The organism is Desulfuribacillus stibiiarsenatis (assembly GCF_001742305.1).
Lineage (GTDB): Bacteria > Bacillota > Bacilli > Desulfuribacillales > Desulfuribacillaceae > Desulfuribacillus_A > Desulfuribacillus_A stibiiarsenatis.
In genome coordinates this window covers 64,648-77,949 of sequence record NZ_MJAT01000005.1, presented here as the reverse complement: position 1 = coordinate 77,949, position 13,302 = coordinate 64,648, and the positions used below count along the sequence as shown (strand labels likewise).

Here is a 13,302-nt window from a genome sequence, read left to right as displayed (position 1 = left end):
GGGTTCCTTATATCACTGGATTAGTCTTCTTTACGTAAGCCAAATCCTAGTTCTTCTAATTTCTCTTGTACTTCTTCTAAAGATTTACGTCCTAAGTTGCGCACTTTCATCATGTCCTCTTCTGACTTGTTAATCAGCTCTTGAACAGAATTAATACCTGCACGCTTTAAGCAATTATAAGAGCGAACGGATAGATCAAGTTCTTCAATTGTCATTTCTAGAACTTTTTCTTTCTTGTCTTCTTCTTTTTCGACCATAATTTCTGTGTCTTTTGCTTCATCTGTTAGTCCAACAAATAAGGAGACGTGTTCGTTTAGAATTTTAGCGCCTAGGCTTACTGCTTCTTCTGGACGCAAGCTACCATCTGTCCATACCTCAAGAGTTAGTTTGTCATAGTTCGTCACTTGACCTACTCTTGTGTTGTCTACTGAATAATTTACTCTTGTGATTGGTGAATACAAAGAGTCAATAGGAATCACACCGATAGAGTGATCTTCCTTTTTATTCATTTCAGCAGAAACGTAACCTCTGCCGCGGTTTGCCATGATCTCCATGTAGAAAGGGAATCCCTCAGCTACTGTTGCGATGTGCAAATCCGGGTTAAGAATTTCTACGTCACTATCGACACGGATGTCACTTGCTTTAATCTCTTTTCCTTCAGTTACATCTATTACTAGAGTTTTTTCTTCATCTGAGTGAATTTTAATTGCGAGCTTCTTTAGATTAAGGATTATCTCAGTGGTATCTTCTAAAACACCTGGAATGGTAGAAAACTCATGTAACACGTTTTGGATTTTAATTGCATTTACAGCTGCTCCCGGTAAAGATGATAGTAGAATTCTGCGCAATGAGTTTCCCAAAGTTGTACCATAACCGCGTTCTAACGGCTCTACCACGAACATACCATAAGTACCATTATCATTATACTCTTTTATTTCTATTTTTGGCTTTTCAATTTCTATCATTCACTCAAACCCTCCCTACAACTTTAACAATCTCGGGCGTCCCGTAATCGAGGGCTGTTATTAACGTGAATACAACTCTACGATCATTTGTTCTTGAACTGGGATATCGATTTCATCACGAGATGGAATACGAACAACTCGACCTGAAAGATTGTCTACATTCACTTCTAACCAGTCTTTTGTAGGACGACCTGCAGCTGACTCTTTAAGTTCTTTGAACTTCTCAGAACCTTTAGATTTAGCAGCTACTTCGATTGCTGTTCCCACAGATACTTGGTACGATGGAATATCAACTTTCTTTCCATTCACTAAAAAGTGACCGTGCTTTACAAGTTGTCTTGCTTCTACGCGAGAACCCGCAAATCCTAAGCGGTACACTACGTTATCTAAACGTGTCTCAAGAAGTTGTAATAGGATTTCACCAGTTACTCCCTTACGACGTGTAGCCTCTTGGTAGTATTTACGGAATTGCCCTTCTAAGATACCATACACACGACGAGCTTTTTGCTTTTCTCTCAACTGTAGGCCATACTCAGAAATTTTCTTACGAGCTTGCCCGTGTTGACCAGGTGCATATGTGCGACGGTCTACTGCACACTTATCAGTGTAACAACGATCGCCTTTTAAGAATAATTTTAAGCCTTCACGACGGCATTGACGGCATGATGGACCTGTATATTTTGCCATTCTAGTATTGACACCTCCCAAAAAATTATACCTTTATTGCCAAATTTCTTTTACATACTATTTTCTGCTATGAGTTAGCAGATTATACGCGACGGCGTTTTGGTGGACGGCAACCGTTATGTGGAATTGGAGTTGAGTCTTTAATTAAGCTAACGTCCAATCCAGCTGCTTGTAGGGAGCGGATTGCTGCCTCACGACCTGCGCCAGGACCTTTTACGTACACTTCAACTTGCTTCATTCCATGCTCCATTGATGCCTTAGCTGCTGTTTCTGCAGCCATTTGAGCAGCAAATGGTGTGCTTTTACGAGACCCTTTAAAACCAAGTCCGCCTGCACTTGCCCATGAAATAACGTTACCTTGAGTGTCAGTAATAGATACGATTGTGTTGTTAAAAGTGGAGCGGATATGCGCTTGGCCACTTTCAATATTCTTACGGTCACGGCGTTTCGTACGAACCGTCTTACGTTTTACTTTCGCCATCTATGCTTTCCCTCCTTTATTATTTCTTCTTACCTGCTACTGTCTTACGAGGTCCCTTACGTGTTCTTGCGTTCGTCTTAGAACGTTGTCCACGTACTGGTAATCCTCTACGATGACGAAGGCCACGATAGCAACCAATTTCCATTAGGCGCTTAATGTTTCTAGAAATCTCACTGCGAAGATCTCCTTCTACCTTAAGTGCATTGATTACTTCACGAAGTCTGTTTACTTCATCCTCAGTTAAATCACGAACACGAGTATCTGGGTTAATGTTTGCACCTGCTAATAATTTGCTAGAAGTTGCTTTACCAATACCAAAGATATATGTTAAAGCGATTTCTACTCTTTTATCACGTGGTAAGTCCACACCGGCAATACGAGCCATTCGATTCGACACCTCCAATCGGAATTCCTATTTATTAACCTTGTTTTTGTTTATGCTTTGGATTTTCGCAAATTACCATAACAGTTCCTTTACGGCGAATAATTTTGCATTTTTCACAAATTGGCTTGACAGACGGTCTCACCTTCATGTGCTTATCCTCCTTCTTGTGAAACCCTTTATTTAAAGCGGTACGTAATTCGCCCACGAGTTAAGTCATATGGTGATAACTCGACTGTCACTTTATCTCCGGGCAAAATGCGTATAAAGTGCATGCGGATTTTACCAGACACGTGAGCTAATACTTTATGACCATTTTCAAGTTCTACTCGAAACATGGCGTTTGGCAGTGGTTCAATGACCGTTCCTTCTACCTCAATCACATCTTCTTTGGCCACAAGCATCACACTCCCTTCTTTGGGGCTTCTGAATCACTTTCGGTTGCAGTACTTTCAATATACCTGTTTATAACAAACCGAAGCTTGGAATTACTAACACGACCTGTCTCTTGGAGAGATTCAACAACCTCTTTACAGACTTGGTCATCTACAATCGTTATATGTCGTACATTCTTAGTTTTAGGACAGTCAAACTTTCGTTTGTCCCCATCAGCTAATTTTACTAAGTTATGGCCAGATACGTCAATGACCACCGCGCATTTTCCCGCTTCTCTCCCATGGGTTACCTTCACAATATGACCGATTTGGGGAATCGTACCCTCTTCTTCTTTCATATCATCACCTATAACTTTGTTAAGATTTCTGGACCGTTTTCGGTAATTGCTACCGTGTGCTCAAAGTGTGCACATAATTTCCCATCCTGTGTTACAACTGTCCAATTATCGAGTAGAGTCTTCACATGATGTGTTCCTACATTGACCATTGGCTCAATTGCTAGAACCATACCCTTTTTGAGCACTGGCCCTCTGGACGGTGGTCCAAAATTAGGTATTTGCGGATCTTCATGCATATTACGACCTATACCGTGACCGACATATTCTCGTACTATGGAATAACCGAATTTTTCAACATATTGTTGTACAGCATGTGAAATATCTGACAGTCTGTTGTTGATAAAAGCTTTGCTTATTCCTTCGTATAAAGATTGTTCCGTAACCTCTAGCAGATTCTTTGCTTCATTACTAATTTGACCAACAGGTAATGTAACAGCCGCGTCTCCATGAAATCCGTGAATATATGCACCAACATCGATACTTATAATATCTCCGTCCTTTAGTGCACGGTTACTTGGAATTCCATGGACAAGTTCTTCATTGATGGAAGCGCAAATGCTTGCTGGAAAACCACTATAGCCTTTAAAAGAAGGTTCGGCTCCGTGTTTGCGTATCGTCGCTTCTGCAATTTGGTCTAATTGCATTGTCGTGATACCAGGTTCTACAGCTTTTCTTAATTCCTCATGTGTAAGGGCAACGATTCTGCCAGCTTCACGCATTAGGTTAAGTTCATTATCAGACTTACAGATGATCATATATGTTTACTCCGTAAAATAGTAGCTAGCTCTTCAAATACGATATTGATTTCACGATCTCCGTCGATGTTACGCAGTAGTCCTCTTTGCTCATAGAAGGCAAGTAATGGCGCGCTTTGCGCAATATTGACCTCTAAGCGAGTCCCCACTGTTTCAGCATTATCGTCAGCACGTTGATATAGTTCCCCGCCACATGCGTCACAAACATTGTCCGCTGCTGGTGGATTGAATTCTACATGGAACGTCGCTCCGCATTGCTTGCAAATACGTCGGCCAGTTAATCTCACTAATAGCTTGGCTTTATCAACATCGATATGAACGACATGGTCAATGTCTTTACTAAGTTCATTCAATGTCTTCTCTAAAGCTTCAGCTTGCGGAACCGTTCTTGGAAAACCATCTAGCAAGAAACCATTTTCACAGTCTGCTTTGCTTAGTCTTTCTTTAACGATTCCGATCGTTACTTCATCAGGTACTAATTGGCCTGAATCCATGTATCGTTTCGCTTCTACTCCTAATGGAGTTTGTTCCTTTACTGCCGCACGGAACATATCGCCTGTCGAGATATGAGGAATATGAAACTCCTTAACAATACGCTCGGCTTGTGTTCCTTTTCCAGCTCCAGGTAAGCCCATCAGTACAATATTCATAAGATCCCCCTCCATAAAGGCTGTAAGCCTTTATTTTTTAATAAAGCCCTGATAGTGGCGCATAAGGAGTTGGTTTTCGATTTGTTTCATCGTATCTAGGGCTACACCGATTACGATTAGTAAGGCGGTACCACCAAAGTAGATTTGAAGACCAGTAATGGACCCAAATAATACTGGTAATACTGACACAGCAGCTAAGAAAATAGCTCCCGCTAACGTAATACGATTCATCACGCGAGTGATGTACATTGCTGTTGTCTTACCTGGGCGAATGCCTGGGATAAAACCACTGTTCTTCTTCATTTGTTCAGCCATGTTCATAGGATTAATTTGTACAAACGTATAGAAGTACGTAAATCCAATGATTAGAATGACAAACAAGAAAAGATATAAACCAGCTCTTGGATCAAAATTTCTTAAGAACCAATCGGCTACAACGTTTCCTCTCCAAAAGCTTGCAACTGTTGAAGGGAATAACATGAGTGAAGATGCAAAAATAACTGGAATAACACCGGCAGCGTTAACTTTTACTGGAATATGCGTTTTTTGTCCACCGTACATACGGTTTCCAACAACTCTCTTAGCATATTGTACCGGTATTTTTCTAACCCCTTGCTGAATGTATATAACCCCAGCAATGATGATGACGACACCAATTAAAATTGCTAATGCTTGAAGCAGTCCGACAAACAGTTCTGCTTGAGTTTTATCATAGAACAATTGTGCATAAATCGTTGTAATTCCACCAGGAATTGATGCCGCTATACCTGCAAAAATTATAACCGATATCCCATTGCCAATACCGTGTTCTGTAATTTGCTCTCCCAACCACATTAAGAATGCAGTTCCTGCTGTTAATGTGATGGCGATTAGTGCGTAAGTGGAAAAGCTTGGTTCTTGTACAAGTCCTGGGTACATTCTGTTAAATCCTACAGATAATCCAATCGCTTGAATTAAACCTAGAACAACTGTCCCATAACGAGTCACTTGAGCAAGCTTTTTACGACCAGCATCACCTTCGCGAGCCCATTCAGCAAACTTAGGAATTACATCCATAGTCAATAGCTGAACGATGATAGAAGCAGTAATATAAGGTGCTATACTCATGGCGAACACTGAAAAGTTTGCCAGTGCACCACCAGAAAATGTATTTAACATGCCTAAAATATTATTTGCTTCACCTGCTGCTTTAAGAGCATTTGCATCTACATTCGGTACTGGAATGTGACTACCAATACGAAATACGAGCAATAACAATAAAGTAAATATAATCTTTGAACGCAAGTCATCGATTTTCCAGATATTTCTTAGTGCACCTTGCATGTTATATCACCTCAGTAGTTCCGCCAGCAGAAGCTATTTTATCTGCAGCCGATTGTGAGAATGCATGTGCCTTCACTTGAACCTTTACTGTAATATCGCCAGTTCCTAAGAACTTAACTCCGTCTCTCATGTTCTTAATTACACCTTGCTCTTTTAAGAATTCTGGTGTAACAACTGTTCCGTCTGCAAAACGGTTTAGTATCGCAACATCAAGTGCAACAATTTCTTTTCTGCTTGGGTTCGTAAAGCCGCGTTTTGGTAAACGACGTGCTAAAGGAGTTTGACCACCTTCAAAACCAGGTCTTACCCCACCACCAGAACGAGAGTTTTGCCCTTTATGACCACGAGTAGCTGTTTTACCCATTCCTGAACCTGTTCCACGACCAACGCGCTTGCGTTTTTGGCGAGAACCTTCAGATGGTTGTAGTTCATGCAATTTCATACTCGCACCTCCTTGTATGAGGATTATTATCCTTTGATTTCTTTTACTTCTACTAAATGAGACACCTTATTGATCATCCCACGAATTGCTGCGTTATCTGCTTGCTCAACTGTTTGATGTATTTTGCGAAGCCCTAGCGTGCGAACGGTAAGTTTCTGATCTTCAGGTCTACCGATAGTACTACGCTTAAGGGTGATTTGCAGTTTGTTAGCCATTCTGCTTCCTCCTATCCAATTATCTCCTCAACGGATTTGCCGCGTAGTCTAGCAACGTCTTCTGCTTTCTTTAGACGAGCTAATCCTTCAATTGTCGCGTTTACGATGTTTAAAGGATTACTAGAACCTAAAGACTTCGTTAAGATATCCTTGATTCCAGCTAACTCGATTACTGCACGAGCTGGTCCACCTGCAATTACTCCAGTACCCTCAGATGCTGGCTTCATGAAAACGCTACCTGCTCCGAATTTTCCAGTTACTTGGTGAGGAATTGTTGTGCCAACAATGTTTACCTTAATAAGATTCTTCTTAGCATCTTCAATCGCTTTACGGATTGCTTCAGGTACTTCTTTTGCTTTACCAATTCCTGATCCTACAACACCATGACCGTCACCAATGATGACAAGTGCGCTGAAGCTGAAACGTCGACCACCTTTTACTACTTTCGCAACACGGCTAATTCTAACGACTTTTTCTTGAAAATCGTATTTACTCGGGTCAATACGCAATTGATTTTCCCTCCTAACTTTGTGATTTATCGATTAAAATTCTAGTCCTGCTTCTCTAGCAGAATCAGCTAATGCTTTTACACGTCCGTGATATAAGAAGCCACCACGGTCAAATACTACTTTAGTAATGCCTTTGTCAATCGCTCTCTTAGCAACTAATGCGCCAACTTTTTTAGCAGCTTCTACGTTTCCACCATTACCCTCTAGTCCGACTTCTTTGTCAAGAGTAGATGCAGCAGCTAATGTTACGCCCAAATCATCATTGATTAGTTGAGCATACATATGCTTGCCTGAACGGAAAATGTTCAATCTTGGACGCGCAGCAGTGCCTTGAAGGTTCTTACGAATACGTAGTTGTCTTCTCTGACGAGTAGATTTAGCAGCTTGTTTCACCATAGCGATTCACTCCCTTCTCTTTTTCGACTGTTTCGACTAAGCAGCTTTTTTATCAGCAAGCTTATTTCTTACTTGTCTTACCTTCTTTACGAAGAATCTTTTCGTTTTCGTATTTGATTCCTTTGCCTTTGTATGGCTCAGGCTCACGTACACTGCGAATGTTAGCTGCTAATGCGCCAACTTTCTCCTTGTCGATACCTTTTACAGTAATCTTTGTTTGAGTTGGAACTTCGATTTCAAGACCTTGCTCAGCAATAATCTCTACAGGATGTGAGTAACCAACGCTTAACACAAGCTTTTCGCCTTGTTTCGCTGCACGGTAACCAACACCAACTAATTCTAAGTTTCTCTCAAAACCTTTTGTTACACCTTCAATCATGTTCGCAATTACTGTACGAGTAGTACCGTGTAATGAGCGATGATCTTTCTTGTCGGAAGGTCTTTCAATAGTGATTTCGTTACTCTCTATGTTCACAATCATTTCTTTGTTTAAGTGTTTTGTAAGAGTTCCTTTTGGACCTTTTACTGTGATAGAATCTTCACCTTTAACTATTTCAACTCCACTTGGAAGTTCAATTGGTTTCTTGCCAATTCGGGACATTCCTGCACCTCCATTCCAGCTGTATTACCAAATGTAGGCGAGCACTTCTCCGCCAACATTCAATTTTCTTGCTTGCTTATCTGTGATTAAACCTTGTGATGTAGATATGATCGCGATACCAAGTCCACCAAGAACCTTAGGCATCTCGTCTTTCCCTGCATATACTCTTAAACCTGGCTTACTAATTCTCTTAAGGCCTGTAATAACTTTCTCATCACTTGCGCCATATTTTAGGAACGCACGAATTATACCTTGTTTTCCGTCCTCGATAAACTCGTAATCTCTGATAAATCCTTCGTTCTTCAAAATATCAGCAATTGCCTTTTTGATGTTAGAGCCTGGTATTTCAACTGTTTTATGACCTACTGTATTCGCATTGCGAATGCGAGTCAGCATATCAGCAATAGGATCTGTCATTGTCATAGTGTTTACCTCCTTCCTTAGCCCCCAAAATTACCAACTAGCTTTTTTGACTCCTGGGATTTGCCCTTTGTAAGCAAACTCTCGGAAACAAATACGGCACAGTTTAAATTTGCGTAATACTGCATGAGGCCTACCGCAGTTCTTACAACGCGTATATTCACGAACTTTGAACTTTTGTGGTCGGTTCGATTTTACGATCATTGACTTTTTTGCCACTACGTAATCCCTCCTTATTGGGTTGGTGGGTTTAATTACTTAACAAATGGCATTCCCATAAGTGTTAGTAATTCTCTGCCCTCTTCATCAGTATTTGCAGTCGTAACAATAACAATGTCCATTCCTCGAACTTTATCAACTTTATCGTATTCGATTTCTGGGAATATTAGTTGTTCTTTAATACCAAGTGTATAGTTTCCTCTTCCGTCAAATCCTTTTTTGGAAACACCACGGAAGTCTCTTACACGTGGTAATGCAACGTTAAATAATTTATCTAAAAACTCGAACATGCGTTGTCCGCGTAAAGTTACTTTGCAACCGATTGGCATACCCTCACGGATTTTAAAACCAGCGATTGATTTCTTTGCTTTCGTTACAACAGGCTTTTGGCCAGAAATTAACGTTAGTTCTTGTACTGCAGAGTCTAAAATCTTAGGATTTTGAACTGCTTCACCAAGGCCCATGTTAATTACTACTTTTTGCAAACGAGGAGCTTGCATCACGCTTGTATAACCGAACTTCTCCATCAGAGCTGTTTGTACGTCGCTTTGATATTTTTCTTTTAATCTATTCATAGGTGTTACCTCCTTTCGTGCAAGAGAGTCTACTACTTATCTATTGCTTCGCCTGATTTTTTAGCGATCCTTACTTTTTTACCATCGTTTAAGATGCTTTTTCCTACTCGAGTTGGAGCTCCAGTCTTAGGATCTGCGATCATTACGTTAGAAACGTGGATCGGAGCTTCTTGAGTTAGGATTCCACCTTGTGGATTTTGCTGTGAAGGACGAGCGTGCTTCTTCACCATGTTAACGCCCTCTACTAGAACTTTTGAGTCTGTAGGGAATGCTGTTAACACTCTTCCTTTTTTGCCTTTATCTTTACCAGCGATTACTACTACTTCATCACCTTTTTTAACGTGCATTTTAGCCACAGTTGCACCTCCTACCTGCTCTTTGAATTATAGAACCTCAGGAGCTAGTGAAATGATACGCATGAAATTACTATCTCTTAACTCACGAGCAACAGGTCCGAATATACGAGTACCTCTTGGGTTTTTAGCGTCGTTAATAATAACTGCTGCGTTTTCATCAAAACGAATATATGAACCGTCGTTACGACGTACGCCACTAACTGTACGTACCACAACTGCCTTCACTACGTCTCCTTTTTTGACAACTCCTCCTGGTGTTGCTTGCTTTACTGAACAGATGATAACATCACCAATGTTCGCGTATTTACGCTTCGTTCCACCAAGTACTTTTATACACATAAGCTCTTTCGCGCCTGAATTGTCAGCGACACGCAATCTTGTTTGAGTTTGAATCACGAGTATTCCCTCCCTTCGGAATCAGGAAAATGTTATATAATTACTGCCTTCTCTACGACTTCTACAAGTCTCCAGCATTTGTCTTTTGATATTGGACGAGTTTCCATGATTTTTACACGGTCTCCAATTTTTGCTACGTTATTCTCATCATGAGCCTTGAATTTTTTCGTGCTCTTGATGCGCTTGTTATAAAGAGGGTGATTTACATAGGTCTCTATTGCAACAACAATGGTCTTATCCATTTTGTCACTTACGACTCTACCGACACGCACTTTGCGTTGATTGCGCTCTTCTGTCATGTTTTGTTCCTCCTTTCGTTTTTCAAAGATTAGGCGTTAATTCCTAATTCTCTTTCTCTTAGGATCGTTTTTGCACGGGCGATATTTTTGCGAACCTCGCGGATACGCATAGGATTATCTAATTGCCCAGTAGCAATTTGAAAACGGAGGTTAAACAGTTCCTCTTTATAGGTTGTAATCTTTTGCTCTATTTCAGCAGTGGTCATATTTCGAAAGTCATTAACTTTCATTTGTGTCACCACCCATTTCATCTCGTTTTACAAACTTTGTTTTGATAGGCAATTTGTGAGATGCAAGACGTAGTGCTTCTCTAGCTGTTTCTTCAGGAACACCTGCTAATTCGAACATAATTCTTCCTGGCTTTACTACAGCTACCCAATGTTCCGGAGAACCTTTACCACTACCCATGCGTGTCTCAGCAGGCTTTTGTGTTACTGGCTTTGATGGGAATATTTTGATCCATACTTTACCACCACGACGGATATAACGAGTCATCGCAATACGAGCTGCCTCGATTTGACGATTTGTAATCCATGCTGGCTCTAAAGCTTGTAAACCATATTCACCGAAAGCTATTTCTTTCCCGCCTTTTGCTTCACCCTTCATACGTCCACGGTGTTCTCTGCGGTATTTTACGCGCTTTGGTAATAACATGTTTATTTGCCTCCTTCCGAACTGTTACGATTCTTAGTAGGAAGTACTTCACCGCGATAGATCCAAACTTTCACACCAAGCTTACCGAATGTTGTATCTGCTTCGAAAGTTGCGTAATCAATATCTGCACGCAATGTATGAAGAGGTACTGTACCTTCGCTATAACTTTCGCTACGAGCAATGTCAGCTCCACCAAGACGACCAGATACCATGGTACGAATACCTTTAGCTCCTGAACGCATTGTGCGTTGAATTGCTTGTTTCATAGCACGACGGAAAGATACACGACGCTCAAGTTGTTGTGCGATAGACACAGCTACTAAAAATGCATCCAATTCCGGATATTTAATCTCGTTAATGTTGATGTGTACTTTTTTGTTTGTCATCTTTGTTAACGCAAGACGAAGATTCTCTACTTCACTTCCACCTTTACCGATTACCATACCTGGCTTAGCAGTAAAGACTGTTACGTTTACACGATTTGCTGCACGCTCAATTTCAATCTTAGAAACTGCAGCATCCTTTAATTGCTTGCTTACGAATTTACGAATTGCTATATCTTCAAGCAATAAATCTGCATAATCTTTCCCAGCATACCATCTAGATTCCCAATCCTTAATAATTCCTACGCGCAATCCTACCGGACTAACTTTTTGACCCACTCATTATCCCTCCTTCTTCTCAGATACTTTCACACTAATATGACTTGTGCGTTTATTGATCCTGCTCGCTCTACCTTGAGCGCGTGGGCGGAAACGCTTTAATGTCGGACCTTCATCGATGCGAATTTCACTGACAATTAACTCATCTACGTTCAAGTTGTTATTGTGTTCAGCATTTGCGACCGCTGATTTAACAACTTTTTCCACTGCTACTGTTGCAGCCTTAGGTGTAAGGCGAAGGATAGCAATCGCCTCTCCGATACTTTTCCCACGAATTAAATCTGCTACAAGGCGAACTTTACGAGGAGCGATGCGAACATATTTTGCAACTGCTTTTACTTCCACGGGATAACCTCCTCTCTAGCTTAGCGTTTTCCAGATTTTTTCTCGTCTCCTGCATGGCCTCTGTAGGTACGAGTTGGTGCAAATTCACCTAATTTATGCCCGACCATATCCTCAGAAACATAAACAGGTACGTGTTTGCGTCCATCATATACTGCGATTGTATGGCCTATGAAGTCAGGAAATATTGTTGAACGGCGAGACCAAGTCTTAATTACTTTCTTTTCGTTCTTCTCATTTTGATCGACGACTTTCTTCATTAGATGATCGTCTGCAAATGGGCCTTTTTTCAAGCTACGTCCCATAAAGTACCCTCCTTTCGTGACAAGCGGACGGTCCGCTCTTTAGAATCGAACCGCTCTCTTATCGCGTTATTTTTTGCGTCTACGAATGATGTGCTTCGTTGATGCTTTATTTTTCTTTCTTGTTTTAAGTCCAAGTGTCGGCTTACCCCAAGGAGTAACTGGAGCCTTACGTCCGATTGGTGATTTACCTTCACCACCACCGTGCGGGTGATCTACAGGGTTCATTACTACCCCACGAACAGTAGGTCTCTTTCCTAACCAACGATTACGACCAGCTTTACCAATGTTGATAAGCTCATGGTCAACGTTTCCAACTTGACCGATGGAAGCGCGGCACTCTGAATGGATTAAACGCATTTCCCCAGAAGTTAGACGAACTGTTGCATAGTCTCCTTCTTTCGCAAGTAATTGCGCTGAAGTTCCTGCAGAACGAACTAATTGTCCACCTTTACCTGGCTTAAGCTCGATATTATGAATGACTGAACCTACAGGGATGTTCTTTAATGGTAGTGCGTTTCCTGTTTTGATATCAGCCTGTGGTCCTGACATAATAACGTCCCCAACTTTTAATCCCTTAGGGGCTAAGATATATCTCTTTTCTCCATCGGCATAGTTGATAAGAGCGATATTAGATGTACGGTTTGGATCGTACTCGATTGTAGCAACCTTGCCTGGTATACCATCTTTCGTTCTTTTAAAGTCGATGATACGGTATTTACGCTTATGTCCACCACCTTGATGACGAACTGTAAGTTTACCTTGGTTGTTACGTCCACCCTTCTTCGTTAAAGGAGCAAGAAGAGATTTTTCTGGTTGGTCTGTAGTAATTTCAGCAAAGTCAGACGCTGTCATATTTCTACGACCAGGTGATGTCGGTTTGTACTTTTTAATACCCATGGATTATCCCTCCTTTGTTATTCATTTCGTATATTCCA

Annotated in this window: 27 protein-coding genes; all 27 read right to left on the bottom strand. The window is 41.0% G+C overall.

Translation table 11 applies throughout. From position 1 onward, the window contains the following. Positions 1 to 20: 20 nt before the first annotated feature. A complete protein-coding gene (locus BHU72_RS03935) occupies positions 21 to 965 on the bottom strand; it encodes a DNA-directed RNA polymerase subunit alpha (protein ID WP_069701331.1) in 945 nt (314 codons plus the stop codon). A gap of 60 nt (positions 966 to 1,025) precedes the next feature. Next, positions 1,026 to 1,652, bottom strand: a complete 627-nt coding sequence (rpsD, locus tag BHU72_RS03930; protein ID WP_069701330.1) for a 30S ribosomal protein S4 — start codon at positions 1,650 to 1,652, stop codon at positions 1,026 to 1,028. An 82-nt stretch (positions 1,653 to 1,734) separates the two neighbouring features. Then, a complete protein-coding gene (gene rpsK, locus BHU72_RS03925; protein WP_069701329.1) occupies positions 1,735 to 2,133 on the bottom strand; it encodes a 30S ribosomal protein S11 in 399 nt (132 codons plus the stop codon). A gap of 19 nt (positions 2,134 to 2,152) precedes the next feature. Next, a complete protein-coding gene (rpsM, locus tag BHU72_RS03920) occupies positions 2,153 to 2,518 on the bottom strand; it encodes a 30S ribosomal protein S13 (RefSeq protein WP_069701328.1) in 366 nt (121 codons plus the stop codon). A 34-nt stretch (positions 2,519 to 2,552) separates the two neighbouring features. Further along, positions 2,553 to 2,666, bottom strand: coding sequence for a 50S ribosomal protein L36 (rpmJ, locus tag BHU72_RS03915; RefSeq protein ID WP_069642312.1), 114 nt, complete (start codon positions 2,664 to 2,666; stop codon positions 2,553 to 2,555). Positions 2,667 to 2,694: 28 nt separating this feature from the next. Further along, entirely contained in the window at positions 2,695 to 2,913 is a 219-nt protein-coding gene (infA, locus tag BHU72_RS03910; protein WP_025028083.1) for a translation initiation factor IF-1, read from the bottom strand. 5 nt (positions 2,914 to 2,918) lie between these two features. Then, entirely contained in the window at positions 2,919 to 3,248 is a 330-nt protein-coding gene (locus BHU72_RS03905; RefSeq protein WP_069701327.1) for a KOW domain-containing RNA-binding protein, read from the bottom strand. An 8-nt stretch (positions 3,249 to 3,256) separates the two neighbouring features. After that, the gene (map, locus tag BHU72_RS03900) at positions 3,257 to 4,003 is read right to left on the bottom strand and encodes a type I methionyl aminopeptidase (protein WP_069701326.1); all 747 of its coding nucleotides are present in this window, start codon (positions 4,001 to 4,003) and stop codon (positions 3,257 to 3,259) included. Further along, on the bottom strand, positions 4,000 to 4,653 hold the full coding sequence (locus tag BHU72_RS03895; protein WP_069701325.1) for an adenylate kinase: 654 nt from the start codon (positions 4,651 to 4,653) through the stop codon (positions 4,000 to 4,002). The genes map and BHU72_RS03895 overlap by 4 nt, the downstream gene beginning before the upstream one ends. A 30-nt stretch (positions 4,654 to 4,683) precedes the next feature. Continuing rightward, entirely contained in the window at positions 4,684 to 5,976 is a 1,293-nt protein-coding gene (secY, locus tag BHU72_RS03890; RefSeq protein ID WP_069701324.1) for a preprotein translocase subunit SecY, read from the bottom strand. Position 5,977: 1 nt separating this feature from the next. Then, positions 5,978 to 6,418, bottom strand: coding sequence for a 50S ribosomal protein L15 (gene rplO / locus BHU72_RS03885; protein WP_069701323.1), 441 nt, complete (start codon positions 6,416 to 6,418; stop codon positions 5,978 to 5,980). A 26-nt stretch (positions 6,419 to 6,444) separates the two neighbouring features. Next, positions 6,445 to 6,633 carry a 50S ribosomal protein L30 gene (gene rpmD / locus BHU72_RS03880; RefSeq protein ID WP_069701322.1) on the bottom strand — a complete coding sequence of 63 codons (189 nt, stop codon included), beginning with the start codon at positions 6,631 to 6,633 and terminating at the stop codon, positions 6,445 to 6,447. Between the two features lie 11 nt (positions 6,634 to 6,644). Further along, positions 6,645 to 7,142, bottom strand: a complete 498-nt coding sequence (rpsE, locus tag BHU72_RS03875) for a 30S ribosomal protein S5 (protein WP_069701321.1) — start codon at positions 7,140 to 7,142, stop codon at positions 6,645 to 6,647. A gap of 33 nt (positions 7,143 to 7,175) precedes the next feature. After that, on the bottom strand, positions 7,176 to 7,538 hold the full coding sequence (rplR, locus tag BHU72_RS03870) for a 50S ribosomal protein L18 (protein WP_069701320.1): 363 nt from the start codon (positions 7,536 to 7,538) through the stop codon (positions 7,176 to 7,178). Between the two features lie 61 nt (positions 7,539 to 7,599). After that, positions 7,600 to 8,139 (bottom strand): 50S ribosomal protein L6, encoded by a 540-nt coding sequence (gene rplF / locus BHU72_RS03865; RefSeq protein WP_069701319.1) that lies wholly within the window; start codon positions 8,137 to 8,139, stop codon positions 7,600 to 7,602. 24 nt (positions 8,140 to 8,163) lie between these two features. Beyond that, positions 8,164 to 8,562, bottom strand: coding sequence for a 30S ribosomal protein S8 (rpsH, locus tag BHU72_RS03860; protein ID WP_069701318.1), 399 nt, complete (start codon positions 8,560 to 8,562; stop codon positions 8,164 to 8,166). A gap of 30 nt (positions 8,563 to 8,592) precedes the next feature. Beyond that, positions 8,593 to 8,778, bottom strand: coding sequence for a type Z 30S ribosomal protein S14 (locus BHU72_RS03855; RefSeq protein WP_069701317.1), 186 nt, complete (start codon positions 8,776 to 8,778; stop codon positions 8,593 to 8,595). Positions 8,779 to 8,813: 35 nt separating this feature from the next. Further along, positions 8,814 to 9,353 (bottom strand): 50S ribosomal protein L5, encoded by a 540-nt coding sequence (gene rplE, locus BHU72_RS03850; protein WP_069701316.1) that lies wholly within the window; start codon positions 9,351 to 9,353, stop codon positions 8,814 to 8,816. A 32-nt stretch (positions 9,354 to 9,385) separates the two neighbouring features. Further along, positions 9,386 to 9,700 carry a 50S ribosomal protein L24 gene (rplX, locus tag BHU72_RS03845; RefSeq protein ID WP_069701354.1) on the bottom strand — a complete coding sequence of 105 codons (315 nt, stop codon included), beginning with the start codon at positions 9,698 to 9,700 and terminating at the stop codon, positions 9,386 to 9,388. Positions 9,701 to 9,736: 36 nt separating this feature from the next. Then, positions 9,737 to 10,105: a 50S ribosomal protein L14 gene (gene rplN / locus BHU72_RS03840; RefSeq protein ID WP_069701315.1), complete on the bottom strand. Its 369-nt coding sequence runs from the start codon at positions 10,103 to 10,105 to the stop codon at positions 9,737 to 9,739. Positions 10,106 to 10,137: 32 nt separating this feature from the next. Beyond that, on the bottom strand, positions 10,138 to 10,404 hold the full coding sequence (rpsQ, locus tag BHU72_RS03835) for a 30S ribosomal protein S17 (RefSeq protein WP_069701314.1): 267 nt from the start codon (positions 10,402 to 10,404) through the stop codon (positions 10,138 to 10,140). A 29-nt stretch (positions 10,405 to 10,433) separates the two neighbouring features. Continuing rightward, a complete protein-coding gene (gene rpmC, locus BHU72_RS03830) occupies positions 10,434 to 10,634 on the bottom strand; it encodes a 50S ribosomal protein L29 (protein WP_069701313.1) in 201 nt (66 codons plus the stop codon). Beyond that, positions 10,624 to 11,058 carry a 50S ribosomal protein L16 gene (rplP, locus tag BHU72_RS03825; RefSeq protein WP_069701312.1) on the bottom strand — a complete coding sequence of 145 codons (435 nt, stop codon included), beginning with the start codon at positions 11,056 to 11,058 and terminating at the stop codon, positions 10,624 to 10,626. Before rplP ends, rpmC begins: the two co-directional genes overlap by 11 nt. A 2-nt stretch (positions 11,059 to 11,060) precedes the next feature. Next, positions 11,061 to 11,720 (bottom strand): 30S ribosomal protein S3, encoded by a 660-nt coding sequence (gene rpsC, locus BHU72_RS03820; protein ID WP_069701311.1) that lies wholly within the window; start codon positions 11,718 to 11,720, stop codon positions 11,061 to 11,063. Between the two features lie 3 nt (positions 11,721 to 11,723). Beyond that, a complete protein-coding gene (gene rplV / locus BHU72_RS03815; RefSeq protein WP_069701310.1) occupies positions 11,724 to 12,065 on the bottom strand; it encodes a 50S ribosomal protein L22 in 342 nt (113 codons plus the stop codon). Positions 12,066 to 12,085: 20 nt separating this feature from the next. Next, a complete protein-coding gene (rpsS, locus tag BHU72_RS03810) occupies positions 12,086 to 12,367 on the bottom strand; it encodes a 30S ribosomal protein S19 (protein WP_069701309.1) in 282 nt (93 codons plus the stop codon). A gap of 66 nt (positions 12,368 to 12,433) precedes the next feature. Then, positions 12,434 to 13,264: a 50S ribosomal protein L2 gene (gene rplB, locus BHU72_RS03805; RefSeq protein WP_069701308.1), complete on the bottom strand. Its 831-nt coding sequence runs from the start codon at positions 13,262 to 13,264 to the stop codon at positions 12,434 to 12,436. Positions 13,265 to 13,302 lie beyond the last annotated feature (38 nt).